The organism is Bradyrhizobium sp. SZCCHNRI20481 (assembly GCF_032485055.1).
Lineage (GTDB): Bacteria > Pseudomonadota > Alphaproteobacteria > Rhizobiales > Xanthobacteraceae > Bradyrhizobium.
On record NZ_JAUEUE010000012.1, the window covers coordinates 203,637 to 229,089 of the forward strand.

The 25,453-nt window shown below is 66.1% G+C and carries 24 protein-coding genes and 1 riboswitch; of the genes, 14 read left to right on the plus strand and 10 right to left on the minus strand.

The window, feature by feature from the left end; translation table 11 throughout:
• Positions 1–2,679: an alanine--tRNA ligase gene (gene alaS, locus QX132_RS20910; protein ID WP_316162790.1), complete on the minus strand. Its 2,679-nt coding sequence runs from the start codon at positions 2,677–2,679 to the stop codon at positions 1–3.
• 181 nt (positions 2,680–2,860) lie between these two features.
• Positions 2,861–2,972: riboswitch (glycine riboswitch) on the plus strand.
• Positions 2,973–3,117: 145 nt separating this feature from the next.
• Between alaS and gcvT the strand changes: the two genes are divergently transcribed.
• The 3 genes from gcvT (at position 3,118) to gcvP (ending at position 7,663) form a co-directional block, all read left to right on the plus strand.
• Positions 3,118–4,266: a glycine cleavage system aminomethyltransferase GcvT gene (gene gcvT, locus QX132_RS20915; protein WP_316162741.1), complete on the plus strand. Its 1,149-nt coding sequence runs from the start codon at positions 3,118–3,120 to the stop codon at positions 4,264–4,266.
• A gap of 9 nt (positions 4,267–4,275) precedes the next feature.
• Positions 4,276–4,641, plus strand: coding sequence for a glycine cleavage system protein GcvH (gene gcvH / locus QX132_RS20920; RefSeq protein ID WP_315770483.1), 366 nt, complete (start codon positions 4,276–4,278; stop codon positions 4,639–4,641).
• 148 nt (positions 4,642–4,789) lie between these two features.
• Positions 4,790–7,663: an aminomethyl-transferring glycine dehydrogenase gene (gcvP, locus tag QX132_RS20925; protein ID WP_316162744.1), complete on the plus strand. Its 2,874-nt coding sequence runs from the start codon at positions 4,790–4,792 to the stop codon at positions 7,661–7,663.
• Here the strand turns inward: gcvP and QX132_RS20930 are convergent.
• Positions 7,642–8,721, minus strand: a complete 1,080-nt coding sequence (locus QX132_RS20930; RefSeq protein ID WP_316162745.1) for a DUF1835 domain-containing protein — start codon at positions 8,719–8,721, stop codon at positions 7,642–7,644. The genes gcvP and QX132_RS20930 overlap by 22 nt on opposite strands.
• A gap of 295 nt (positions 8,722–9,016) precedes the next feature.
• Entirely contained in the window at positions 9,017–10,105 is a 1,089-nt protein-coding gene (gene recA / locus QX132_RS20935) for a recombinase RecA (RefSeq protein WP_315739908.1), read from the minus strand.
• A gap of 562 nt (positions 10,106–10,667) precedes the next feature.
• On the opposite strand from recA, the gene QX132_RS20940 reads away from it, so the two are divergent.
• The 3 genes from QX132_RS20940 (at position 10,668) to QX132_RS20950 (ending at position 12,889) form a co-directional block, all read left to right on the plus strand.
• On the plus strand, positions 10,668–10,961 hold the full coding sequence (locus tag QX132_RS20940) for a hypothetical protein (RefSeq protein WP_315777640.1): 294 nt from the start codon (positions 10,668–10,670) through the stop codon (positions 10,959–10,961).
• A gap of 1,368 nt (positions 10,962–12,329) precedes the next feature.
• Positions 12,330–12,569, plus strand: coding sequence for a DUF6894 family protein (locus tag QX132_RS20945; protein ID WP_012045383.1), 240 nt, complete (start codon positions 12,330–12,332; stop codon positions 12,567–12,569).
• Between the two features lie 188 nt (positions 12,570–12,757).
• Complete coding sequence (locus QX132_RS20950) at positions 12,758–12,889, plus strand: hypothetical protein (RefSeq protein ID WP_315770689.1); 132 nt, start codon at positions 12,758–12,760, stop codon at positions 12,887–12,889.
• A gap of 18 nt (positions 12,890–12,907) precedes the next feature.
• Here the strand turns inward: QX132_RS20950 and QX132_RS20955 are convergent, their stop codons facing one another.
• Together QX132_RS20955 and QX132_RS20960 are read right to left on the minus strand one after the other, a co-directional pair.
• Positions 12,908–13,156 carry a hypothetical protein gene (locus tag QX132_RS20955; RefSeq protein WP_315777525.1) on the minus strand — a complete coding sequence of 83 codons (249 nt, stop codon included), beginning with the start codon at positions 13,154–13,156 and terminating at the stop codon, positions 12,908–12,910.
• A 121-nt stretch (positions 13,157–13,277) separates the two neighbouring features.
• A complete protein-coding gene (locus QX132_RS20960) occupies positions 13,278–13,574 on the minus strand; it encodes a hypothetical protein (RefSeq protein WP_315739911.1) in 297 nt (98 codons plus the stop codon).
• Between the two features lie 260 nt (positions 13,575–13,834).
• On the opposite strand from QX132_RS20960, the gene QX132_RS20965 reads away from it, so the two are divergent.
• Together QX132_RS20965 and QX132_RS20970 are read left to right on the plus strand one after the other, a co-directional pair.
• Complete coding sequence (locus QX132_RS20965) at positions 13,835–14,293, plus strand: PaaI family thioesterase (RefSeq protein WP_410052876.1); 459 nt, start codon at positions 13,835–13,837, stop codon at positions 14,291–14,293.
• 163 nt (positions 14,294–14,456) lie between these two features.
• A complete protein-coding gene (locus QX132_RS20970) occupies positions 14,457–14,708 on the plus strand; it encodes a PilZ domain-containing protein (protein WP_315716061.1) in 252 nt (83 codons plus the stop codon).
• Between the two features lie 15 nt (positions 14,709–14,723).
• Here QX132_RS20970 and QX132_RS20975 read toward each other — a convergent pair whose 3' ends face one another.
• Together QX132_RS20975 and QX132_RS20980 are read right to left on the minus strand one after the other, a co-directional pair.
• Positions 14,724–16,697 carry a pyrroloquinoline quinone-dependent dehydrogenase gene (locus QX132_RS20975; protein ID WP_316162792.1) on the minus strand — a complete coding sequence of 658 codons (1,974 nt, stop codon included), beginning with the start codon at positions 16,695–16,697 and terminating at the stop codon, positions 14,724–14,726.
• A 275-nt stretch (positions 16,698–16,972) separates the two neighbouring features.
• On the minus strand, positions 16,973–18,481 hold the full coding sequence (locus QX132_RS20980) for a caspase family protein (protein ID WP_316162748.1): 1,509 nt from the start codon (positions 18,479–18,481) through the stop codon (positions 16,973–16,975).
• Positions 18,482–18,693: 212 nt separating this feature from the next.
• Here QX132_RS20980 and QX132_RS20985 point away from each other — a divergent pair, with 212 nt between their 5' ends.
• The 3 genes from QX132_RS20985 to QX132_RS20995 all read left to right on the plus strand — a co-directional run bounded on the left by QX132_RS20985 (position 18,694) and on the right by QX132_RS20995 (position 21,739).
• Positions 18,694–19,104, plus strand: coding sequence for a hypothetical protein (locus QX132_RS20985; RefSeq protein ID WP_316162750.1), 411 nt, complete (start codon positions 18,694–18,696; stop codon positions 19,102–19,104).
• Between the two features lie 213 nt (positions 19,105–19,317).
• Positions 19,318–20,364, plus strand: a complete 1,047-nt coding sequence (locus QX132_RS20990) for an HD-GYP domain-containing protein (protein WP_316162752.1) — start codon at positions 19,318–19,320, stop codon at positions 20,362–20,364.
• Between the two features lie 139 nt (positions 20,365–20,503).
• Entirely contained in the window at positions 20,504–21,739 is a 1,236-nt protein-coding gene (locus tag QX132_RS20995) for a GNAT family N-acetyltransferase (RefSeq protein ID WP_410052877.1), read from the plus strand.
• Here the strand turns inward: QX132_RS20995 and QX132_RS21000 are convergent.
• Positions 21,717–22,382: a DsbA family oxidoreductase gene (locus QX132_RS21000; protein ID WP_316162753.1), complete on the minus strand. Its 666-nt coding sequence runs from the start codon at positions 22,380–22,382 to the stop codon at positions 21,717–21,719. The two genes, QX132_RS20995 and QX132_RS21000, sit on opposite strands and share 23 nt — an antisense overlap.
• Positions 22,383–22,449: 67 nt before the next feature.
• On the minus strand, positions 22,450–23,268 hold the full coding sequence (locus QX132_RS21005; RefSeq protein WP_315739916.1) for a helix-turn-helix transcriptional regulator: 819 nt from the start codon (positions 23,266–23,268) through the stop codon (positions 22,450–22,452).
• A 100-nt stretch (positions 23,269–23,368) separates the two neighbouring features.
• Between QX132_RS21005 and QX132_RS21010 the strand changes: the two genes are divergently transcribed.
• From QX132_RS21010 to QX132_RS21020, 3 genes are all read left to right on the plus strand, one after another.
• Positions 23,369–23,593, plus strand: coding sequence for a hypothetical protein (locus QX132_RS21010; RefSeq protein WP_315739917.1), 225 nt, complete (start codon positions 23,369–23,371; stop codon positions 23,591–23,593).
• Between the two features lie 32 nt (positions 23,594–23,625).
• Positions 23,626–24,024, plus strand: coding sequence for a hypothetical protein (locus QX132_RS21015; RefSeq protein WP_316162755.1), 399 nt, complete (start codon positions 23,626–23,628; stop codon positions 24,022–24,024).
• A 126-nt stretch (positions 24,025–24,150) separates the two neighbouring features.
• Positions 24,151–24,768 carry a class I SAM-dependent methyltransferase gene (locus QX132_RS21020; RefSeq protein ID WP_316162756.1) on the plus strand — a complete coding sequence of 206 codons (618 nt, stop codon included), beginning with the start codon at positions 24,151–24,153 and terminating at the stop codon, positions 24,766–24,768.
• A 26-nt stretch (positions 24,769–24,794) separates the two neighbouring features.
• Here QX132_RS21020 and QX132_RS21025 read toward each other — a convergent pair whose 3' ends face one another.
• Positions 24,795–25,451 carry an SET domain-containing protein gene (locus QX132_RS21025; RefSeq protein WP_315812652.1) on the minus strand — a complete coding sequence of 219 codons (657 nt, stop codon included), beginning with the start codon at positions 25,449–25,451 and terminating at the stop codon, positions 24,795–24,797.
• Positions 25,452–25,453: the final 2 nt, after the last annotated feature.

Sequence of the window (25,453 nt, forward strand, 5' to 3'; positions counted from 1 at the left end):
TCAGCCGGCCTTGCCGATCGCGCTTTCGATCGCGGCCAGCGCGGCCTCCGCCTTGCTGCCGTCGGGGCCGCCGGCCTGGGCCATGTCGGGACGGCCGCCGCCGCCCTTGCCGCCCAACGCCTCGGACGCGGCGCGCACGAGGTCGACCGCATTGAAACGCGCGGTGAGATCGGCGGTGACGCCGACCACGACGCCGGCCTTGCCGTCCTCGGTGACGCCGACGATCGCGGCGACGCCCGAGCCGAGCTGCTTCTTGGCCTCGTCGGCCAGCGACTTGAGATCCTTCATCTCGATGCCCGAGACGGCGCGGGCCATCAGCTTGATGCCGCCGACGTCGCGGATCCCAGCGGGAGCGCCGTTGCCGGTCTCCTGGCCGCCACCCATGGCGAGCTTCCTGCGCGCGTCCGACAGCTCACGCTCGAGCTTCTTGCGTTCCTCCATCAGCGCGGTGATGCGCGCCGGTACGTCCTCGACCGTGGTGCGCAGCTCGGCCGCGGCGGCCCTGGCGAGCGACAGATTGTGGTTGGCATGCGCGCGGGCGCCGCGAGCGGTCAGCGCCTCGATGCGGCGGACGCCGGACGCCACCGCGCTCTCGGAGGTCACCGCGATCAGGCCGATGTCGCCGGTGCGCCTGACATGGGTGCCGCCGCACAGCTCGACCGACCAGCCCATCGCGTTCGAGCCCTGCTCGCGCGCGACGTTGCCCATCGAGACGACGCGGACCTCGTCGCCATATTTCTCGCCGAACAGCGCGCGGGCACCGGCCTCGCGGGCATCGTCCAGCCCCATCAGGCGGGTCGTGACCTCGGCATTCTCCAGCACGACGTCGTTGGCGATGTCCTCGACGCGGGCGAGTTCCTCCGGGCTGATCGGCTTCGGATGGACGAAGTCGAAGCGCAGGCGGTCGGGCGAGACCAGCGAGCCGCGCTGGGCGATGTGGTCGCCGAGCACCTGGCGCAGCGCCTCGTGCAGGATATGGGTCGCCGAATGGTTGGCGCGGATCGCCGAGCGCCTGCTGTGATCGACGTCGAGTTGCAGCGCGGAGCCGAGCTTGAGCGTACCCTGCTCTACCGTGCCGATATGCGCGAACAGGTCGCCGGCCTTCTTCTGGGTGTCGGTGATGCGGACGCGGACGCCGTCGCCGGTCATGAGGCCGGTGTCGCCGACCTGGCCGCCGGATTCGCCGTAGAACGGGGTCTGGTTGAGCACGATGACGCCGCTCTCGCCGGACTTGAGGCTCTCGACCTCGGCGCCGTCCTTGACCAGCGCGGTCACTGCGCCTTCGGCGGTCTCGGTCTCATAGCCGAGGAACTCGGTGGCGCCGAGCTTCTCGCGCAGCGGGAACCAGACGGTCTCGGTCGCAGCCTCGCCGGAGCCGGCCCAGGCCGCGCGCGCCTTGGCGCGCTGGCGGTCCATGGCGTCGGTGAAGGAAGCCTGGTCGACGCTGATGCCGCGCGACTTCAGCGCGTCCTGGGTGAGATCGAGCGGGAAGCCGTAGGTGTCGTACAGCGTGAAGGCGACGTCGCCGTCGAACATGTCGCCCTTCTTCAGAGTGGCAGACTTCTCGTCGAGGATGGCCAGCCCGCGCTCCAGGGTCTTGCGGAAGCGGGTCTCTTCGAGTCGCAGCGTCTCCTTGATGAGCGCCTCGGCGCGGATCAGCTCCGGATAGGCCCGGCCCATCTCGCGGGAGAGCGTGCCGACCAGCTTGTGCATCAGGGGCTCGCGGGCGCCGAGCAACTGGGCGTGGCGCATCGCGCGGCGCATGATCCGGCGCAGCACATAGCCGCGGCCTTCGTTCGACGGCAGCACGCCGTCGGAGATCAGGAACGACGAGGCGCGGAGATGATCGGCGATGACGCGGAGCGACGCCTTCTGCGGGCCCTGCGGGTCGGCATTGGTGAGGTCGGCGATGGCGCGGATCAGGGCGACGAACAGGTCGATGTCGTAATTGTCGTGCTTGCCCTGCAGCACCGCCGCAACGCGCTCCAGGCCCGCGCCGGTGTCGATCGACGGCTTCGGCAGCGGATTGCGGACCCCGCCCTCGAGCTGCTCATATTGCATGAACACGAGGTTCCAGATCTCGATGAAGCGGTCGCCATCGGCCTCCGGCGAGCCGGGCGGGCCGCCCCAGATCTTGTCGCCGTGGTCGTAGAAGATTTCCGAGCACGGGCCGCACGGGCCGGTGTCGCCCATCTGCCAGAAATTGTCCGAGCCGGCGATGCGGATGATGCGGGATTCCGGCAGGCCGGCGATCTTCTTCCAGAGGCCGAACGCCTCGTCGTCGTCGATATAGACGGTCGCGGTCAGCTTGTCCTTGGGAAGGCCGAACTCCTTGGTGACGAGCTTCCAGGCGAGCTCGATGGCGTTCTCCTTGAAATAGTCGCCGAAGGAGAAGTTGCCGAGCATCTCGAAGAAGGTGTGGTGCCGGGCGGTGTAGCCGACATTGTCGAGATCGTTGTGCTTGCCGCCGGCGCGCACGCATTTCTGCGACGTGGTGGCGCGGTTGTAAGCGCGCTTCTCGACGCCGGTGAAGACGTTCTTGAACTGCACCATGCCGGCGTTCGTGAACATCAGGGTCGGGTCGTTGCGCGGCACGAGCGGCGAGGACGGCACGATCTCGTGGCCGTTCGCGGCGAAGAAGTTGAGGAAGGTCGACCTGATCTCGTTGACGCCGCTCATAGCAATCCAATCGAAGAAGTCCGGGAATTCGGCGGTGATGCTTTTAGACAAGGGGACTTCGCGTGTCCAGAAACTGTGCAGAAACATCATGGGCTTGCTGCACGGCTCCTAAAGCTGGTTGAAAGCCCGAGTGACGCGTTGACAGCCTGCGCGGGCTGGTGTTTGGTCCGGGACATAGACGACAGTCGCGTCGGGAGAGACCGGTCTTCTGAGGTTCTGGTTGAACTTCAAGGGTCGGCGCCGAAGGAGCAACCGCCCCGGAAACTCTCAGGCAAAAGGACCCTCGCGACTGCAACTGCATCTGGAAAGAGACGCTGGCCGGGCTTTGACCGGACCGCGTCCGCCGACGGGATAATACTCTCAGGCACAGCGACAGATGGGGCTTCGGTGGCGTTTTTCGGGACTGGTCCCGAGGAACCGCGCGAGGACCCCTGATCGATGGCTGAACCGGCTGCCCCCCTTTCTTTGAAGCGAACGCCGCTCCATGCGCTGCATGGCAGCCTTGGCGGCAAGATGGTGCCCTTCGCGGGCTATGAGATGCCGGTGCAATACGCCCCCGGCGTACTCAAGGAACACCTCCATACCCGCAGCGCGGCCGGACTTTTCGACGTGTCCCACATGGGCCAGGTCGCGCTGGTGCCGAAATCCGGCAAGGTCGCCGACGCCGCAGCCGCGCTCGAGCGGCTGGTGCCGCAGGACATCATCGGCATCCCGGCAGGCCGGCAGCGCTATGCCCAATTCACCAACGCCGACGGCGGCATTCTCGACGACCTGATGGTGGCAAATTTCGGCGAGCACCTGCTGTTGGTGGTCAACGCCGCCTGCAAGGACGCCGACATCAAGCTGCTGCGCGACGGGCTCTCCGACGTTTGTGACGTGCAGCCGCTGACCGACCGCGCGCTGCTGGCGCTGCAGGGGCCGAAGGCTGCGAGCGTGCTGGCGAAATTCTACGCAGAGGCCGAGGGCATGCGGTTCATGGACGCCGGCCCGCGCATGGTCGACGGGCTCCCCTGCTACGTCTCCCGCTCCGGCTATACCGGCGAGGACGGCTACGAGATCTCCGTTCCCGCCGCCAAGGCCGAGCAGCTCGCCGAAGCGCTGCTGTCCGACAACGACGTGCTGCCGATCGGGCTGGGCGCCCGCGACAGCCTGCGGCTCGAGGCCGGGCTCTGCCTCTACGGCCATGACATCGACACGACGACGACGCCGGTCGAGGCCGCGCTGGAATGGTCGGTGCAGAAGGTCCGCCGCACCGGCGGCGCGCGTGCTGGCGGCTTCCCCGGCGCCGACAGGATCCTGGTGCAGTTCGATGGCGGTGCGACACGCCGCCGCGTTGGCTTCAGGCCCGAGGGCCGCGCACCGGTGCGCGAGGGCGCGCCGCTGTTCGCGAGCGCCGACTCGGCCGAGCCGATCGGCCAGGTCACCTCCGGTGGCTTCGGACCGACGCTGAATGCGCCGGTCGCCATGGGCTACGTGCCGACCGCCCTCTCCGCAATCGACACCCAGCTGTTCGCCGATGTGCGCGGCCAGCGCCTGCCGCTGCGCGTCGCCGCCATGCCCTTCGTTCCCAACACCTACAAGCGCTGAAGGACGTCCATGACCACGCTCTACACCTCCGACCATGAATGGCTCAGCATCGATGGCGACACAGCCACCATCGGCATCACCGACTATGCGCAGGCCCAGCTCGGTGACGTCGTGTTCGTGGAGCTGCCGCAGGTCGGCCGCGCGCTGAAGAAGTCGGAAGCTGCGGCCGTGGTCGAGTCGGTCAAGGCCGCCTCCGACGTCTACGCGCCGATCAGCGGCGAGGTGGTCGAGGTCAACCAGGCGATCGTCGACGAGCCTGCGCTCGTCAACACCGACGCCGGCGGCAAGGCCTGGTTCTTCAAGCTCAAGATCGCCGACCGGGGCGAGCTCGGCGGCCTGATGGATGAGGCCGCCTACAAGGCGCATACGGCGTGAGACGTGCGGTGCGGCGATACTCACCACTGTCATCGCCCGGCTCGACCGGGCGATCCACTACGCCGCGCTCTCTCCGCCTGATCTCACCATCGATGTTTACTGGATGCCCCGCCGTCGCGGGGCATGACGAGGCATAGAGGATTTGCTCATGACCACGCCGCTCAAGCCGCTCGATGATGCCGCCACCAGCTTCGCCCGCCGCCATATCGGTCCCTCGCCGCGCGACGTCGCGGCGATGCTGGAGACCGTCGGCGCCAAGAGCGTGGCGGAGCTGATGGCGCAGACGCTACCCGGCACGATCCGGCAGACGGCGCCGCTCACCCTCGAGCCGGCGCTGAGCGAGCCCGAAGCGTTGTCGCATATGCGCGCACTGGCGGCGCGGAATCAGGTCTTCACCTCGCTGATCGGCCAAGGCTATTCCGGCACGCTGATGCCGGCGGTGATCCAGCGCAACATCCTGGAGAACCCGGCCTGGTACACGGCCTATACGCCCTATCAGCCGGAGATCAGCCAGGGCCGGCTGGAGGCGCTGTTCAACTTCCAGACCATGATCTGCGATCTCACCGGGCTCGACGTCGCCAATGCCTCGCTGCTGGACGAAGCCACGGCGGCGGCGGAGGCCATGGCGCTGGCCGAGCGGTCGGCACGGACCAAGACCAAGGCGTTCTTCGTCGATCAGGATGTCCACCCGCAGACGCTGGCGGTGCTGCGCACCCGCGCCGAGCCGCTCGGCTGGCAGCTGATCGTCGGCGACCCGGCCAAGGATCTGGACAGCGCCGAGGTGTTCGGCGGCCTGCTGCAATATCCGGATACGACGGGCGCGCTGCGCGATCCGCGCCCCGCGATCGCCCGGCTGCACGACAAGGGCGCGCTCGCGATCCTCGCTGCCGACCTGCTGGCGCTGACATTGATCGCCTCGCCGGGCGAGCTCGGTGCCGACATCGCGATCGGCTCGGCGCAGCGCTTCGGCGTGCCGATGGGCTATGGCGGACCGCATGCCGCCTACATGGCGGTACGCGATGCGCTGAAGCGCTCGCTGCCCGGCCGCATCGTCGGCCTGTCCGTCGATTCGCGCGGTGCCCCCGCCTATCGGCTGGCGCTGCAGACCCGCGAGCAGCACATCCGCCGCGAGAAGGCAACGTCGAACATCTGTACCGCGCAGGTGCTGCTGGCGGTGATCGCTGCGATGTATGCCGTCTATCATGGCCCCGACGGGCTGAAGGCGATCGCCCGCACCGCGCATTGGCGGACCGCGGTGCTGGCTGCAGGGCTGCGCAAGCTCGGCTTTGCACCGGAAAGCGAGACCTTCTTCGACACGGTCACCGTCGAGGCCGGCGCCAAGTCCGATTCAATCATCGCCCGCGCGGAAGGCGAGCGGATCAATCTCGGCCGCGACGGCAGCAGGCTGCGGATCGCGCTAGACGAGACCACGACGGCCGATGTCGTCGAAGCCGTCTGGCGCGCATTCGGCGGCGACCTCTCCTACACGGCGATCGAGGCGGAAGCGCGCGAGGCGCTGCCGGCCGAGCTCAAGCGGCAGCGGCCGTACCTGACCCATCCGGTGTTCCACGCGCATCGCTCCGAGACCGAGATGCTGCGCTACCTGCGCAAGCTCGCGGACCGCGATCTCGCGCTCGATCGTGCGATGATCCCGCTCGGCTCCTGCACGATGAAGCTGAACGCGACCACCGAGATGATCCCGCTGACGTGGCCGGAATTTTCCAGCCTGCACCCGTTCGTGCCGCGCGCGCAGGCGGCCGGCTATCACACGATGTTCGCCGATCTGACCGACTGGCTGTGCCGGATCTCCGGCTATGATGCCGTGTCGCTGCAGCCGAACTCGGGCGCGCAGGGCGAATATGCCGGCCTCCTGGCGATCCGCGGCTACTACGCCGCCCGCGGCGAGGGCCACCGCACCATCTGCCTGATTCCTTCCTCCGCCCACGGCACCAACCCGGCCTCGGCGCACATGGCCGGCATGGAGGTGGTCGTGGTCGGCTGCGATGCAGGCGGCAATGTCGATCTGGCCGATCTCAAGGCGAAGGCGGAAGCGCATAGCGCCAAGCTCGCCGCCATCATGATCACCTATCCCTCGACGCATGGCGTGTTCGAGGAGCACATCCGCGACATCTGCGACATCGTCCATGCCCACGGCGGACAGGTCTATCTCGACGGCGCCAACCTCAATGCGCAGGTCGGCCTCTCCAGACCCGGAGATTACGGCGCCGATGTCAGCCATTTCAACCTGCACAAGACGTTCTGCATTCCGCATGGCGGCGGCGGCCCGGGCATGGGGCCGATCGGCGTGAAGGCGCATCTGGCGCCCTTCCTGCCCGGTCACCCTGCGACCGATGGCGCGACCGCGCATCCGATCGGGCCGGTCTCGGCGGCGCCGTATGGCTCCGCCTCGATCCTGACCATCTCCTACATCTACATGCTGCTGATGGGCGGCGACGGCCTGACCCGCGCCACCGAGATCGCGATCCTCAATGCCAACTACGTCGCGGCGCGGCTCGATGCGCATTTTCCGGTGCTCTACCGCAACGAGCGCGGCCGCGTCGCGCATGAATGCATCATCGATCCGCGGCCGCTCAAGCAGAGCAGCGGCGTCACCGTCGACGACATCGCCAAGCGACTGATCGACTACGGCTTCCATGCGCCGACCATGAGCTTCCCGGTGGCGGGCACCTTGATGATCGAGCCGACGGAATCGGAGTCCAAGGCGGAGCTCGACCGCTTCTGCGACGCCATGATCGCGATCCGCCAGGAGATCGCCGAGGTCGAGCAGGGCCGCTTCGGAATCGAGGCCTCGCCGTTGCGCCACGCGCCGCACACGGTGCACGACATCGCCGACGACGATTGGAACAGGGCCTACCGGCGCAGCGAGGGCTGCTTCCCCGCGGGCACCTCGCGCACCGACAAGTACTGGTGCCCGGTCGGCCGCGTCGACAACGTCTACGGCGACCGCAATCTGGTGTGCTCATGCCCGCCGGTGGCGGACTACGCCCAGGCGGCGGAGTAAGCCTCCTCACGCATGCTCCAAGGGATCGGGCGCCACGGCTCGCGACAATCAATGACGTGAGGCGTGGCAGGGTCCGGAGCGATGAGCACCGCATGCCAACGCCAGAGATTGGCGTTGATCAATTCGGTGCCACCCCACCAGCGCCGGATCGGATTTTGGCTGCTGAAATCCTCCTCGCCGGCGAGGATTGCCTTGCCGAGCGGTGTCAACGACAGCGTGCTGGCCCTGTAGCGCTCGAGGCGTTCACGGCTGTCGTGCGTCTCGACCGAGAATGGCGATTCGGCGAGGCCCGAAATTGCAGGCACCGGCGCGAGCGCCAGACCGTCGAGCAACGTGCCTCCTTCCCAATAGTCATAGACGCGCCGTTGAAAGCGATCCTGATGATGCGGCAACAGGTCGAATGGGTGCCGATAGCCGGCTGACAGCAATTCGAGGATTCTTAGCTCCGATGCTCCGAGGCCCGTCGCAACACCGGGAAGCTCATCGAGCATCTCCTGCACGCAGCGGCGAAGCTGCGGCAGTGCACTGAGATCCTGCTTCAACAGATCGAACCAGGCTTGCGGCGTCGGCGCCCGAAACGCCCGCCATGCCAGATGACCCAGGTCGAGATGCTCACGTGCGAGCTCGACGCCGGCAATGGTCCGACCGGCGAGTCGCCCGGCCGGGGCATCGAATAGCGGTACATCGACATGCCGCAATACGATCTTCGTCGCGATCTCCGCGTGATGGCGCAGATAATCCAAGAGCCAGATCAGCACCAACTGGTCGTTCGGACGGGTCCCCATCCACAGCTCGACGCTATCGCAGCGGTCGACAAGTTCGAGAAAACTGTGACTCCGCCCGCCGGCCGCCATGACGTCGCTACGCGAGGCGAAATCCAACCAATGCCCCCTCTTCCGTCGCGTGGTGCGCTGGACGAGATACGCCGATAATTCGGCATCGGATGGCAGCGGTCCCCACACGAAACGATGGAGAATTGGCACCACCAGGTCGGCAAAGCCGCCCCTCCGAAGCGCTCCGGCACTCGGATCATCGGCCGCTAGAATCAAACGCGTCATGCTGTCGGCTCCGGCACGGCCCGATTGGCTCAAGGCGCTATCAACATATTCGCGATCGGCTCCCGGCGCCCAGGATCGGCGTCGGAAACCCCGGTGCCGCCGCGCGGATCCGGTCCGCTCGTCCGCGTGCACGCCTTCAGCTATTCGCGTTGGAGATCGTATCCGGCGCTCAGAGACGCATTCTCGCTGCATTCGGGAATGCAGCCGCAGATTTCGGCAGAGCACCACACATCTGCAAACGGGCGCTGGAACGTCGGCAACTCAACGTCCACGGCGCCCCGCCGCCGCCGTGCCCCTACTCTTCCGCCGGCTCCTCACCGTCGGCGTCGCGCTCGGCATTGCCGGCCAGGATCTGCTCGGCGATCAGGCCGGAGTTCTGGCGGATCGCGGCTTCGATCTTGGCAGTCATGTCCGGATTGGCCTTGAGGAACGATTTCGAATTCTCGCGTCCCTGCCCGAGACGCTGGCTATCGTAGGAGAACCAGGCGCCGGACTTCTCGACGATGCCGGCCTTGACGCCGAGATCGAGGATCTCGCCCATCTTGGACACGCCCTCGCCATACATGATGTCGAACTCGACCTGCTTGAACGGCGGCGCCAGCTTATTCTTCACCACCTTGACGCGGGTGGTGTTGCCGATCACCTCATCGCGCTCCTTGATCGCGCCGATGCGACGGATGTCGAGGCGCACCGAGGCATAGAACTTCAGCGCGTTGCCGCCCGTGGTGGTTTCCGGCGAGCCATACATCACACCGATCTTCATGCGGATCTGGTTGATGAAGATCACCATGGTGTGGGATTTGTTGATGGAAGCGGTCAGCTTGCGCAGCGCCTGGCTCATCAGGCGGGCCTGCAGGCCGGGCAGCGACTCGCCCATCTCACCCTCGAGCTCGGCCTTGGGCACCAGCGCCGCGACGGAATCGACGACCAGCACGTCGACCGCCCCCGAACGCACCAGCGTGTCGCAGATTTCCAGCGCCTGCTCACCTGTATCCGGCTGCGAGATCAGCAGCTCGTCGATGTTGACGCCCAGCTTGCGCGCATAGACCGGATCGAGCGCGTGCTCGGCATCGATGAAGGCGCAGATGCCGCCCTTCTTCTGCGCCTCGGCCACCGTGTGCAACGCCAAGGTGGTCTTGCCCGATGATTCCGGCCCGTAGATCTCGACCACCCGCCCTTTTGGCAGCCCGCCGATCCCCAACGCGATGTCGAGCCCGAGCGAGCCGGTCGACACCGTCTCGACATCCATCGAGCGGTCGTTCTTGCCCAGCTTCATCACCGAACCCTTGCCGAACTGACGTTCGATCTGGGACAGCGCAGCAGAGAGCGCCTTACTCTTATCCATTGAGGAACCTTCGACGATACGCAGGGCGGTGGCGGACATTGGCGCTCCTTATGGCGGGGATTCGCGAGATGGACAAACGGTTAACGAGGTCGGCCAGCAATCTTGAGGTGAATGTACTCCATCCGTTCTTTGTTCGCAATATGTTCTTCTCAACAATCATCGCTCTCAGCCCCCCTGACAACCGCGGGGACACGCCTGCCACTCGAGGGCCGGCGCGCAGTCCACCGAGCAGCAGCGAGGGAGCGCTGCCCGATCAGCGCGCCCAGAAGCGAAGTACGGGGTGCAGGATGACGGCGACCGCGAAAGGATCCTGATCCGGCTGGAGGCGGAAGCCATGTGCGCGAGCGGCGCAGCCGCCGACCGGCGATCGCGCGGATGATGACCAGCCTGTCCGAGCGCTCCAACCTCGCTTCCCACGCCTGCGGCAGACGTCGACTCAATTATAAGTTGTTATTATCGTCTCGGCTTTGCCCTTATCATTCTGCTGGTCCTTCTCTATGAGCCTCGCACACCGCTTCCAATTTTCGGGACCAGCATGACCGGATCCAACAACGAACAGACCCTCACGTTGTGGCGCCCCGTCGGCCCAAAGGAGCTTGCCTTGATCGAGGCGTCGGGCATGCGTGCGTTTCCGCCGCGCCTTCCTGAGCAGCCGATCTTCTACCCGGTGCTGACCGAGGACTATGCCGTGAAGATCGCACGGGACTGGAACGTGCCGGCGAGCGGCCGCGGCCATGTGCTACGCTTCGCGATCCTGCGAGGCTTCATCGACAACTACGAGGTGCGCGAGGCCGGCGGCCGCGAGCATCTCGAGTACTGGATTCCCAGCGAAGACCTGGCCGACTTCAACGCCGCGATCGTCGGACCGATCGTGCTCGTCAGGTCTTTCCCTTGAAACTACCAAACTCCTACACGCGTGCGTAGATCGCACATTCCGGGGTTCTCCTGACAGGAACGAAGTTCCCTCGCCTCTTCTGCTTTTGTTCGGCTCATCGTGCGTGCAGGCGCACCGTTTCGATGCAGATGCGCATGCAATGCTCGGCCGCGCGCAAGCTGTGTCCGGCCAGAAGTTCCGCAACAGAAGCGTCCGCGGATCTGCCGCGGCTTTCTGAGGCGGAATGGCACCCTGCGTTCCAACCGGAGCAATGGCCGGCGCGCGAGCAGCTCGACGGTCGCCATATGACGAGCGACAGATGAAATGGCGCCCGCCAGGACGCTGTCTCGTGCCATGCCAGAGGGAGCCACGAGGGCCGTTCGCGCAGCCCCCTATGACCGGGCGAATGAGTGGGCCGAATGGAAGCCGGCGTGATCCGCATCACGCAGCACGCGGCGCTCACGACATCTTCAAGCCACAAACCATTGTCATAAACTTTGGGTTGCGTTATAGAATCGTGGTTGTCGTACGTCTGAGCAAATTTTTGATCAGCCCCGGATTTGTTTGTTCGTTGCGATGATGTGGCCGCACATTGTCAGTGGTGTATCGCCTTTGGTGTATCGCCCGTGGTGTGCCGTCGACCGATCCCTTGCAGCCTGCCAGCTACAACATTTGCAGGCTCCGTCACCCGTAGGCGCCCGGCCCTGAAACCATCCGCGCCGAAAGAAAGCCCCGGACGACGTCCGGGGCTTTCGACGTTGATAGCTCCGCTCGGGATGCATCCCCCCGTCATTGTCGTGATGTCGAGGAACGGATCGCTTGCGTTGCGCTTCATATTGGCGATGACAAGAGATGACGTGACGTGCCCGTCCTGCAGGGCCGGCCTTCAAAGGATCGAGCTTCACTCGCAGCAAGGCGCCGCGGGAGAGAGGCGTTGTCCGGCTTGCGATGAACTCTTGGAAATGGTCGACGGCGCGACGCAGATCGCCTACCGACTGACAGCCGTGCCGGAACGGATCTTCGATCACAGCTAGGCGCGCGTCCCACGGCGATTGATCGAGATGGCAACCTTGATCTGACGCAAGGCACGCCTACAAGTTTCGCACTAATCTAACTACGTCATTGCCGAACTGCCCTCGCTGGGAAGCTACGACGTTGACGCCGAGCCTCGGACCGCGGCGGTCCGAGGCTCATTCTCCGAGGCTCATTCGTTGGCCCGCAATCCGTCCGATTGCGCCGCACATCCCCAACGGCAATCAGCTCAACCGAGCGGACAGCGCGACCGACCGTATTTTACCGGAATTGATCCGAGGGGGTTTTGCGCTTCCATTTGCGATGCGTACATCAAACCCAGCGGCCTGGGGCGGTCAGGGCTCACCGGTTTTGGCAATGCCGCTCTATTTCTTTCGTATCCGTAACGGCCACTTCTCAGGCGCGTCCGAGTATGGGACCGAGTGCGCCGACCGCAACGCAGCCTGGAAAGAGATGACCACCGTCTGTGCCGACATGGCCAGCAGCATCTCGCGCAAGCTCGCCGAAAACTCCGAATGGCAGATGGAGCTGCTCGACGAGGCACGGCAGCCGGTCTTCCGCATCCGGATCGTCGCCGAGTCGCTGGATCAGGCCTGACGGCTCGCCACACCTCTTGTAGATCGTCACCGACGAGAACCACAACCGAAGCCTGTGGCCGGCGAGGTGACTGCGCGTCATTTCGCCAGCCGAGCTTGATCCAGATCAAAATGCCTGTCTGCATCCTGGCAGACATTTAAATTTGTATGGGTAATCTGATCTTCAAATGTCCGCGAACGGGGATGAACGTGCAGCATTGGCTGGAAGAGCCGAAGCCCGGCGATCCCGCGTACGCCTATGAAACCGTGGTCTGCAAGGCCTGCACGCGGCTTCATTTCATCAATCGCGACACACGCAAGCTTCTCGGCGAGAAGGAATGAGGCGCTAGCCGGAATGATTCAATCGGCGCTGGGAAGCCGCCGCATCGTGAACTCGATGGCCCCATCGGGAAGCTCGCGCCAGCTTTCGACGGCGCTCATGTAGCCGGCCTTGGGATAGCGGGTCAGATAATCGCGGGCCTTGGCGCGCGCTTGCTCGCGCGGCAGCGTGAACGTGTCACGAACGTAGCCGTCGCGAACCGGGCCCGCGCTCTTCCTCTGGCGCCGGGCCGCCATCCGGCTGGCCATGTCTCGAGGACGCATCCCCATCGACGAACTCCAACGCGCTGCCACACCGTCAATATAGACGGGGCCGCGAGGAATCCGAGTCCGCAATCGGGCAAGCGGGCCCGGGAGGATCAGAGCCCGCCCGACCCGAACGCGATAAATCTCAGTTGGTGCTGCCGACAGCCTTCGGCTTCTTGGCCGCGGTGGTCTTCATGGCAGGCGCCGCCTTGGGCTGCTCCGCCGCCCGGACGTTGCCCCAGGGATCGGCGCTCGTCTTGGCGTCCGGAATCTTGCGCATGGTGTCCTTGTAGGCCTGCTCCCGCGCCGCTTCGGCCTCTTTCTCCTCGGGCGACTTGGAGGGACCGTCGGCGAGAAGGTTGATGTTGGGCATCTGCGCCATTGCGGGAACCGCCCAGCCGGCCAGCACGGCGACCGCCATCGTCACGATCAGCTTCTTCATTGGTTACTCCCCGGTATAGGCGCCTTATACCATCGCTTCGCCATGCGCCAAGCCCGCGGCACTGTGCCGGAACGGTGGACCGCAGATCGGGATGTTCACGGCCGCAGCGTCTGCGCGCACCTGCCGTCTGTTCCACGGTGTGCCCTCATCATAGTTTTCCAACTCCGGCCTTTTCAAGCCGCCGCTCTGCGGCAACATTCCGGCGGCTCCGCCGATCGCGGCGAGGCAAGTCGATGCCAAGACAAATCGATGACACGATCATGGAAGGACCTCCGCGCGTGCCGAACGAGACCCTGAACTTCACCACCGACGACGCGAGGCGCATCCTCGATGACGTGTTCGCGCCCTGGATCAAGGATCTTGGCTTGATCGTCGAGGACATCGCGCCGTCTGCGCAGGGCGAAGCCGGCGCCATCCTGCGCATGCCGTTCTCGCCGCGGCTCTGCCGCGACAATGGCGTCGTCTGCGGCCAGGCGCTGATGGCCTTTGCCGATACCGCGATGGTGATCGGGATGGTCACCGCGAGCGGCGGCTACCGGCCGATGACCACTGTCGACCAGACCACGCATTTCATGCGCGCCGTTGCCTCCGCTGACGTGCTGGCGGATGCGCGCGTGGTGCGGATGGGCCGCACCATGAGCTTCGGGCGGGTCACACTGACCAGCGCCGGCGATGGCAAGCCGGTGGCCATGGTGTCGAGCGCCTTCGCGATGCTCTGATCTGCGGCCTCTCTGATCCGCGGCCCGGCGGGGGGGTTAACGAAACATGAAGGCGACGGCCCGGGCTTCGCAGGCCGGATTCATCTGATCGAAACGCGAGACTGATTTATTTTAGGTGCTTTTGACGCGAAAGGTGACGCCATTCGGCACCGGGTTACAGGCCATGAGCGAGACGAGTGACAAGCGCATTGCACCGAGGCATCGGGTGCTGAAGCAGGGCAGGCTGGCATTCGACGGCGGCGGCGCGGTCGATTGCATGGTCCGCAACATGTCCGACACTGGCGCCAGGGTCGAGGTGGTCAGCCCGGTCGGTCTGCCCGAAGCCTTCACGCTGGTGATCCCGGCCGACAAGTTCACGCGGCGCTGCCACGCAGTCTGGAGCCACGACAAGCGGATCGGCGTGGCATTCGACTGATAGCGGCGCGGCGGGCTAGACCCGCCGCAGGCGCCATCGCCACAATGTCACCAACAGACCGACCAGCACCCCGACCGCGAGCAGGACGCCGGCGGCGAACCGTCCGCCCGGACGATCAATCGTCCGTGACCACAGCGAGGGCCCTTCGCCATCGCGCGCCAGCCGAAACGCCACGACGCTGTCGCCGAGCGATGTGCCCGCCTCCGAATGGCCGCCCGCTGCGATCACCACGAATTGCTCGCCCTTCCATTCATAGGTCATCGGATTGGCGATGCCCGGCGCCGGCAACCGGCCCTGCCAGAGCTCCTGACCTGAGACAGCGTCGAAGGCGCGCAGATAGGCATCCATCGCGCCGGTGAAGACGAGGCCGCCGCCCGTGACCACGACGCCGTTGACGAGCGGCGTGCCCCACTTGAACGCCAGCCCGAGCGGCGCGCGATCCTCGGTGGTGCCGACCGTCGAGCGCCACAGGATCCTGCCGGCCTTGAGATCGACCGCGACCATTTCGCCCCATGGCGGCCGGTTGCACAACAGGCCGAGCTTGGACATGGCGACCACCCGCGTCACCGCGAACGGTGACCCGCGCTGCAATCCGAAATCGACACCGCGCGGCGGCGTCATCCGGTCAGCTTCGGCGCGCGGGATCAGCCTGACGATGTGGATGGCGCGGCTGATATTGGCGTAGAGGATCTGGTGCACGGGATCGAACGCCACGCCGCCCCAGTTCACGCCGCCTCCGGTCATTGGAAACAGCAACGCGCCCCGGGTCGTCGGTGGCGTGTAGAGACCATCATTGCGCAACGCCGCGAGCTGATCGTCACAGGAGGAATCGACGACGCGCGGCACGGCCCTGAAGACCTCTGCCACTTCGAAGTGCTGATTCAGCAGCGGCGGCACATGGGTCGGGAACGGCTGCGTCGGCGACAGAACCTCACCTTCGACGGCGCCCTGCGGCACCGCGCGCTCCTCCACCGGCCAGATCGGCGCGCCGGTGTCGCGGTCGAGCACGAACACGAAACCCTGCTTGGTCGGCTGCATCACGACGTCACGTGCACCCTGCCCGGTCTCAATCCGCGCCAGGGTCGGCTGCGCCGGCAGATCGTAGTCCCAGACGTCGTGATGCGTGGTCTGAAACGACCAGGCCAGTGCGCCGCTCTCGATCCGCAGAGCGACCACGGAATCGGCGTGCCTGTTGTCACCCGGACGCGCACCGCCAAAGAAATCCGGACTGGGCGAGGATGTCGGAAGGAACACGAGGCCGCGCACCTCGTCGACCGACATCGGCGCCCAGACGTTCGCATGTCCCGCCGCGATGCCGTCATGGATCAGCGGATCGAAACGCCAGCGCAGCTCGCCGGTGCGCGCATCGAAGCCGTGGACCGTGCCTTCGGGCGCATCGACCCGCACATTGTCGCCGATCGATGAGCCGACCACCACGACACCCCTGCTCGCCACCGGCGCCGAGGTGATCTGGAATTCGCCCGGCCACAGCAGGTCCTTGGCGATGTCGATCCGCACTTCACCGTCCGCTCCGAAGCCGGCGCAGGGCTGCCCTGTCCGGGCATCGAGGGCGATCAGGCGGGCATCGACCGTGCCCATGAACAACCTGCTGCGGCACGCCGCGCCGGCCGGCGCCCGCTCGTCCACCCAATAGGCAACGCCGCGGCAGGCATAGCGATTGGCCGGGCGCCGTCCGTTGCCGACCTTGGGATCGAAACGCCAGCGCTGAACGCCGGTGCCGGGATCGAGCGCCACCACCTCGTTGAACGGCGTGCAGAACACCAGGCTGTCCTCGACCAGGATCGGCGTCGCCTCGAACTTGGTCCGCAAGGCGGCCGCGGGCGGCCGGCTCTGCAGATCCCCGGTGTGATAGTCCCAGGCAGGCACGAGCCGATCGACATTGGAAGGCGTGATCTGCGCCAGCGGAGAGAACCGCGTCCCACCGGCATCGCCGCCCCAGTGCTGCCAGGAGACGGCCGGCGCCACCATCAGTTGGCTCCAGATGACGACCGCGCAAACACCCGCTCGACGCAATGACATGGACCTCTTCCTCCCGCAAACTGCATCCGAGGCGACGCAGCCGGGCCATGAAAGCAGCCTTCGCAGGCGGATCGAGCGGGATGGGACGGGCGGCGGCATCCGCGGGACGAGTGGTGGTGGGCGATGACGGATGGCGGAACCGAGAGGATGACCCGAACGAACCTCTCAAACGTCAGTGGCCGCCCCTGCGGACGGCCACATCGATGCGCAGAGGTCAGCGAGCTTCAGTAGCCGTAACCACGCCGTGTCGGATAGCTCTGCGGAGCCCGCCCATAACCACCGCCATAGCCACCGCCGATGCCGATCCCGATACTGACCGGCGGCGCCACGCGCACCGGCGGTCCATAATACTCGCGCGGCGGAGGCGGCGGCGCATAGACGACGACATCATCTGGGTCGCGACGGGGTGTGCGGCTGGCGCGCCTGGGCGGATCCTCGTCGCGCTTTCGGGCCGGCTTCTCTTCGACCCGCTTCTGCGTCTCGGACTTCCGGCCCGGCGGAGGCGTCTGCGAGCATGGACAGGTGGGACCAGCCGCGGCAACGGCCGGCACGACCGGCGGGGTTGCCGGAGCGGCGGCCGGGATCGCCGCATTGGCGGCCGCCACCACCGGCGTCACCACGGGCCGGTTGCGCAAGCGCTCGATCAGCTTGCGCGCGGTCGGGGTCAGGTCGCTGTTCGGATAGCGGTCGAGAAAGCCTTGATAGGACGCCACCGTATTGATCAGCACCGCCTCGTTCCAGGCTGCCATCCTGTTGTGGAGGTCGAGCCATTCGCGCGCCTGCGGGCCATAGGGCGGCGCGGTGTAGAGCGCCACGAAGGCCTCATACGCCTCGACGCTGCCGTCGCCGACGATGATTTCGTTGGCGGCCTCGATCGGCTTGCCCTGCAGGTTGCGCTTCCATTCGTCGACGCTGCGCTTGGCGACGACCGGCCGCGGGCCGGCATTGGCAGCGCCCGCATCCGCCGACACCACGAAGCGAAAATCCTCCGTCAAGGACGACGAATCCCACGGCGTCTGCCGACCCTCGGTGACCTTGTTCACCGCGACGCGCACGCGCTTGAACGCCTGCTCGATCGGAAGGCCCGGTTCCCGCGCCGCCTGCAGCAGCGCCGTGGTGTAGGGGCTGTTGGCGCCGGTGCCATCCTCGGCTTCTGCGCCAGGCGAGGTCGAGTAGGACAGGAACGTGCCCGGTGCTCCGGTCTTGGTGTCCACCAGCGCAAGGCCGCGGCCCGCGTTCTGACTGATGGCAGGAAACGGATTGTTGCGGCAGGCATCGAGCAGCAGGATGCGCATCCGGCTCGGCACAGAATTCAGCGTGTTCAGGAGATCGTTGAGACGCACGGCCTGCAGCGGAATGTCGGCTTCACGTCGCGGATCCACGTCGACGGGCACGAGATAGTTCTCGCCATCGATCTGCAGGCCGTGGCCGGCATAGAACACCAGCGCGACCGTGTCGGGTCCCTTGGCCGCGATCTTGGCGGCAAAGTCGCCCACCTCCCTGTTGAGGTCCCGCTGCGACAGATCGGCGGCCGTCGTCACCTCGAACCCCGCCTCCCCCAGCATCTGCGCCATGACCTTGGCGTCGTTGGCGGGATTCGGCAGCGGCGTCACCGAACGATAGGCCGACTGCCCGATCACCAGCGCCAGCCTGCTGGTTTCGGCCAATGCGGGAGTGAGGCCGGCAAACAGGCCGCCGGCGAGCAATGCAGCCCTGAGAGCGTGCCGAAACATGGGACCTCCAATCTGCTCATGGCGTGCCTGTTGGTCGGGCCGGTTCGTGACCCGGTTCATCCCGACGGGCACAATCCGGTGAGCACGATGCCGCACGGCCGGCGCCGTTCGCGCCCTTGCCGCCCGCGGCCGGACATCGTTGCTGCACGAGATCCCCGTAGCAATGCCGCGATCGCTGGCTAGCGTGCGCGCCGCAATGGGGGCGATGATACATGCGGCGGATTGCGTCACAGGTGGGGCTGCTCTCGGCCCTGCTTCTGGCCGGCTGCGCCGCCGACAGCAATGCGCGCCTGCCGGCCTTCATGCGCGCCAAGGCGCCCGCGCCACCGCAGCCCGAAGCCGCGCCGGATGTCGCACTTCTGGTGCGCAAGAATCTCGACATGATCTTCGTCGCAACGACGCTGCCGCGCGATCTCGAGGCCACATCCGCCCGACAGACCGATGCCGGCGATACATGGACCGCCTGCGTGCGGGCCGGAATCATCTCGGTGAGCGGCGCCGCGCTCCGGCGCCAGACCTATCGGCTCACGATCAGGCACAACGAGATCATCGACCGGCGACGCGCGGCGTCCGCCGACGACTGTGTTTCTGAAGATTACAAAGCCGTCCTGCCGACGAAGTGATTTTGACCCGAAGGCGATCTGGATCCGCCACGTCGACTGGAACTCGCCACGCCAGTTGGCGTGCTGGAACGGGCTACCGCATCGGTTGCGGATTGTTAGTTCTTAGCTAACGCAATTCCGCAACCGCACAGCGAACGAATGGCTCAAATTTAACGATTCCTGCGGAACATCTGGTTCGCAAAAGGCGCGGAATGACCCTGGACCTGGCTTTCCATGAACGTTCACCTCGTCGGCGATGACACGGCCAAGCTCGCTCTGCTTCGCGGCATGCTGGCCGAGCGCTGCTCGCTCACATCTGAACTGATCGGTGACGCCGACTTCAAAGGCGGAGACATCGACGCGATCGTCGTGGCCGCCGATCTGCGCCACGTCGACAACATCACCGCATTGAAGGAGATCTCCGACCGGCTCTCGCGTATTCCGCGGCGGATCTTCCTCACCAACAACAAATCCCGTCTGTCGACGGTCCAGGCCTATGCGCTCGGCGCGACGAGCGTGCTGTCGAGCACGCCGAGCCGCAATCAGTTGCTCGGAAAGCTGCTCGATGTGCGGCCCGGTTCTGCGGCCAAGAGCATCGCGGTCGACGACCGACAGGCCGCATTTGCCGGCGCGTCCTGCATCGCCTCGATGTTTGCAGCCGTGCTGGGCGGTGCAGCGATCGACGTCGAGGAGACCCGGCGCGCCGGCAAGCGAATTGCCGAATGCATTGCAGAAAACGGTCTGTCCGATTGGCTCGCCACCGTTCGCCGCCATCACGAAGGCACCTATCAACACTGCCTGCTCGTGACCGGCATCACCGTGGATTTCGGCTTGAGCCTCGGCGTCCACAGTTCCGATCTGGAGCGTCTCTACATGGCCGCGATGTTCCACGACATCGGCAAGGCCAAAATCCCGCTGACCATTCTCGACAAGCCGGGACGGCTCGACGTCAAGGAACGCACGCTGGTGGAAACCCATCCCGTGGCCGGCTACGAAGCGCTGAAGGACAACGCAGCGATCACCGACGAAGTGCTCAAGGCGGTGCGCCACCATCACGAATTTCTCGACGGCAGCGGCTATCCCGATGGGCTGATGGCCGACAACATTCCAGATCTGACACGCATCCTCACCATCTCCGACATCTTCTCTGCGCTGATCGAATATCGCAGCTACAAGCCGGTGATGACGCGCGAGAAGGCCTATGAGATCCTCCAGGAGATGGAGGGCAAGCTCGAGAAGCCCCTGATCGGCGCCTTCCGCGAGGTGGCGCTGATCCGCTGATCGCAGCCGGCGATAGGCTGAACCGGCCGTTAACGCATCGATTCGAATTGTCTGCCAACGTCAAGTGTCTCTTCTCAGCTTTGCGCTAGTGTCGCCCGCGCGGTGCGGGTTGTCCGCGCCGCGAGGGGACCATCGGGACGTGGCCGAGATCATCGATCGCGCGATTGCGACTGCTTCATCGACGGCAAGGGACCACCAGGCCGATCCGCTCGCGCGCGTGCGCGCCGCCCACCTGGTGCCGCTCGAGACCGTTTCACCGCAAGCATGGCAGGATCTCGCGGAGCGTGCGCGCGAGCCGAACGGCTATTACCTGCCCGGCTGGGAACGCGCGGTGAACGCCACGGCGCGCGGCCGCACCGGAACATCGGCGCTGTGCGCATGGGACGACGATCAGCCCTCGCGTCTCATCGGCCTGATGCCCACGACCTCCCTATGGCATGCCTGCAGGCTTCCACTGCCCGCGCTCGCCAGTGGCCATCCCTACGGCACTTTGTGCACGCCGCTGCTCGACGCAGGGAGCGCGGAGCCGGCTGCGGCGCAGGTGCTCGACGAAGCGCGACGAACAGGCGCTCGCGCCGTGCTGCTGCGCGACATGTCGCTGGCAGGCTCCGTGATGCAGGCGTTCGACGCGGCCCTTCGTCGTGGCGGCCTGCGCCCGCGCATGCTGCATTGCTATGAAAGAGCCTTTCTCGATGCGACCGGGGACGCCGACCAAGTGCTGCATGACGCGCTCGGCGCCAAGAAGCTGAAGGAGTTGCGCCGCCTGCGTCATCGGCTGGCCGAGCATGGCGCGGTTCGCTTCGAGGTCGCGCGCTCTCCCGGCGACGTCTCCGCTGCGCTGGAGACGTTTCTGGTCCTGGAGGCGAGCGGCTGGAAGGGACGCCGCGGCACTGCGCTGATCCAGCACGACGGCGACGCGGCGTTCATCCGACGCGCGGCACCGGCGCTTGCGCAGCACGAGGCCTGCGAGATCATCAGCCTCCGGGCGGGCGACACCACCGTCGCCGCTGGCGTCGTGTTGCGCCATCAGGACCGCGCCTTCTTCTTCAAGCTCGGCGTCGACGAGCGCTTCGCGAAATACTCGCCCGGTGTCCAGCTGACGCTCGACCTGACACGGCACCTTTGCGCGGATCCGAAGATCAACGCCGCCGACTCCACTGCCGGTCCCGACCATCCCATGATCAACCCGATCTGGCGCGAACGCCTCGTCATCGGCGATGTGCTGATTCCGCTCTACGCGCACGATCCGATCGTCGAGCTCATTCATGCCGCGTTGACGGCACGACGCGAAGGCCTGGCCGTCGCACGTCGCGCGGTGCATGCGATCCGCGCTATCCGAAGGCGCCGGCCGACTACTCAGCCGCCTCGGCGTTGACCTCCGCCGACACCTGCCGGATGGCGCGGGCCAGCATCTGCGGATCCTGCGCACCGGAGACGGCGTATTTCTGCGCGAAGACGTAGGTCGGAACTCCGGAGATGCCCTTCTCTGCGGCCTCCTGCGCCTGGGCAGAGACCAGCGCCACATCCTCGTCGGTCGCCAGCATCTTGCGGACCACCTGGGCATCGAGCCCGCAATCCGCGGCGGCCTGCACCAGCACCTCGACGTCGGTGAGGTCGCCGCCGTCGCGGAAATACAATTCCATCAACCGCTGCTTCATCTCGGGCGCCTTGCCGATCTCGGCGGCCCAGCGGATCAGGCGATGACAATCGATCGTGTTGGGCTGACGGGCAACACGATCGGGATGATAGCTCAGCCCCTCCTGCTCCGCAGCCGCTACCACGCGGCCCGCGATGCCCTTGTAGGCCTCGACCGATCCGAACTTGGTCGTCAGGTACTGCTCGCGGCTGATGCCCTCGCGCGGCACCCAGGGATTGAGGAAGAACGGCCGGAAATTCACCTCGACCGGAACGTCCGGCACGAGCTCCAGCGCGTCCTCGATGCGCTTCTTGCCGATGTAGCACCAGGGACAGACGACGTCGGAGACGACATCAATGATCAGCGGCTTCAAGGTGCTCATGCGCCTCGCTCCAGGTTCGCTTGCGATCCGCGCAAGATAAGCCTCTGCATCGCCGAGACAAGCGCGGTCACGGCGAGGTAACCATCTCCTTCAGCCTGATGGCCGTGAGCTCATCGGCCGGAAAGAAGGTCTCCAGCGCCAGCTCCGACAACGTGATGTCGACCGGCGTGCCGAACACCATCGTCGTCGAGAAGAAGCTCAGCACGTCGGTCCCGACCCGCAGCCGCAGCGGGATCGCGACGCTGTCGGCCGCGAGCGGCGCCGATCGCGCCGGGAACGGATAGGACTTCAGCTCCTGATAGAGCTTCAGCAAATCGGCATCCGCGGTCGCCTCGCATTGCCGGTGCAGCCGCTCGAGCAGATGTCCGGACCATTCGGCAAGGTTCACCGTCCGCGCTGCGAGCCCCTCCGGATGCAGCGCCACGCGCAGCACGTTGAGCGGCGGCGCAAGCAGTCGCGGTGGGACGCCTGTCAGCAGCGGCGCGATCATCCGGTTCGCCGCGACCAGGTTCCAGTGCCGGTCGATCGCGAGCGCAGGGTTGGGCTCATGGGCCTTGAGCACGAGGTTCATCGCCTCGCGCGCGGGCTTGAGTGCCGGATCATCCAGCGGGCGCTGCTGGAAGGCGGGCGCGTAGCCGGCCGCCACGAGCAACACGTTGCGTTCGCGCAAGGGCACGTCCAGTCGCTCCGCGAGTTTGAGGACCATGTCGCGCGACGGCGCGGCGCGGCCGGTTTCCACGAAGCTCAGATGGCGCGCCGAGATCTCGGCATCGAGCGCGAGATCGAGCTGGCTGAGATGCCGGCGCTGCCGCCATTGCCGCAGGTGCTCACCGACATGAACGGGTCTGGCGCGGTCGGCGCGCGCCGAAGCAAGCTGTGCATTCATGGGCCAAGACCTATCACGCTGACGTCAGCGCCTCCATGACCTGCCAGGTAATCGAAATGCCTCCCGGCGCAGGTCATCGTCCTCACCACAGGAGATGACGATGAGCAGGCAGCGCAATCCCGAGACCTTTCCCTTCACCGCAGTCGGCCACTGGCTGGCGGGTCTCGCGACATCGCTGCTGGCGCGCTCGCTCAACCTGCCGGAGCCGCTGCTGCACGTCACGGGCAGCCTCGTCTTCGCGCAGGTCTATGCCATCGAGACAAGGGCAGCACGCTCGCTGCGCCCGGCGCGCCTGCGCCGTCAGCTCCTGGCCTGGTTCCGCTGAACCGCCCTCCCCCAAACCAAAGGAGACCCGACATGATCACCTCGTCCGCCCTGCTCCGCCGCGCCCTGCTCGCCGATGCCGCCTTCAGCGGCATTGCCGGGCTCGCGCTCACATTCGGCGCCTCGCCGCTGGCGGCGCTGCTGCAACTGCCCGACGCGCTGCTGCGCGAGACCGGTCTGTTCCTGATCGTCTACGCGGCCTTCGTCGGCTGGCTGGGCGCGCGGCCGATGGCGCCAAGGCCGCTGATCCTTCTGGTCATCGCCGGCAATGCGGCATGGACGGTCGGCAGCATCGCGCTGCTGTTCTCCGGCCTCGTCACACCGAACGTGCCCGGCGAAATCTTCGTCGCGGCCCAGGCGGTGGGCACCGGCGTCTTCGCCGAGCTGCAATCTATCGGCTTGCGCCGCAGTTCCGGCACCGTAGCGGCGTGACGCCGATCGGTGATGAGCGCCGGCCATCGTGCTCGCGCGGGCCGGCGCTCCCGCCCCAACCGATATTTGGGCATGCGCGGCGAATGCACCTTCGGCATAATCGGCGACCGACAGGAGATCGCAGCGATGCAGCCGCAGGTGAGAGGAACGGAAGGCTACGCCGCCGAAGCCGACAGTCTCTTCGTGCGGTACGAGAGCATCCCGTCGGAACAGGTTCATGCCGCCGTGCTTCATCTGCTGCCGAATACGCCCGCACGCGTGCTCGACATTGGAGCGGGCACGGGGCGCGACGCCGCGTGGTTTGCAGGCCTCGGACATCAGGTGGTTGCCGTCGAGCCGACCGATGCGCTGCGCGTCGGCGCCATGCGGCTGCATGCCTCGCCTGCGATCACCTGGATCGACGACAGCCTTCCGGAGCTCGCCACACTGGCCGCTCGTGATGAGCAGTTCGACCTCGTCATGCTGACCGCCGTCCTGATGCATCTCGATGAGGAGCAGCGGCGACGCGCGCTTCCCAACATCGCGGCGCGGATTGCTCCCGGCGGAATGCTGATCATGACGTTGCGGCATGGTCCGGTGCCGCCGGGCCGCCGGATGTTCGAGATCGCGGCCGAGACGATCGTTGAGCCGGCGCGGCAGCTCGGGCTGACGCTCCAGCTCAACCGGCATGGCGAGTCGCTCGGCGCGGAGAACCGGGCTTCCGGCGTCACCTGGACGACGCTGGCCTTCGGCAAGCCGTCCTGAGAGATCCCGGAAACGAGCTGATCGGCTCAGGCCGCCTTGGCGCGGCTGGTCAGGGTCTTCGCCGGGGGGGATTTGGTCTTGCCGCGATTGCTGGCAGCCGGGCGCCGGGTCTTGGCCTTGCCGCGAGCAGCCTCGCCGCCCGATTTGGCTCTGGCCTTGGGCCGCTGCTTGGCCTTGTCCTTGACGGGCTTCTCGACCTTTTTCTTCGCCTTCTTCTCGGCCTTCGCCTTCACCCGCGTCCGCTCGGCGCGCGCCTCGGCCTTCTGCTTCGCCCGCTTCTTCTCGCAGGCGTCGCATTTGCAGCCGATCGGCTTCAGATAGGCTTTGAAGTAGTCGGTGCCGTAGTCGTAGTTGATCTCCTCGCCCGGCTCGATGTTCTTGATGGCCCGGATGAAGATCTTCTTCTTGCGCGGCTTGACGTCGGACTCGGCGTTCGGCTTGCAGGAATGATTGATGTAGCGGGCGACGTTCTCACGGACCGAGCCGTCGATGGTCCAGCGCTTGTCGAGCTCGAACAGATATTTGTTCTCGATCGCGTCCTCGTCCGCCTTCTTCGAATCCAGCAGCGGACCGAAATAGCGGACGATCTTGGTGCCCTTCTTGATCGGCTGGGTTGCGAACAGGCCGAGCCCCGTCTTGGAGCGGCCGATGCGATAGGGTTTGGTCGGCGGGATGACAGGCATGA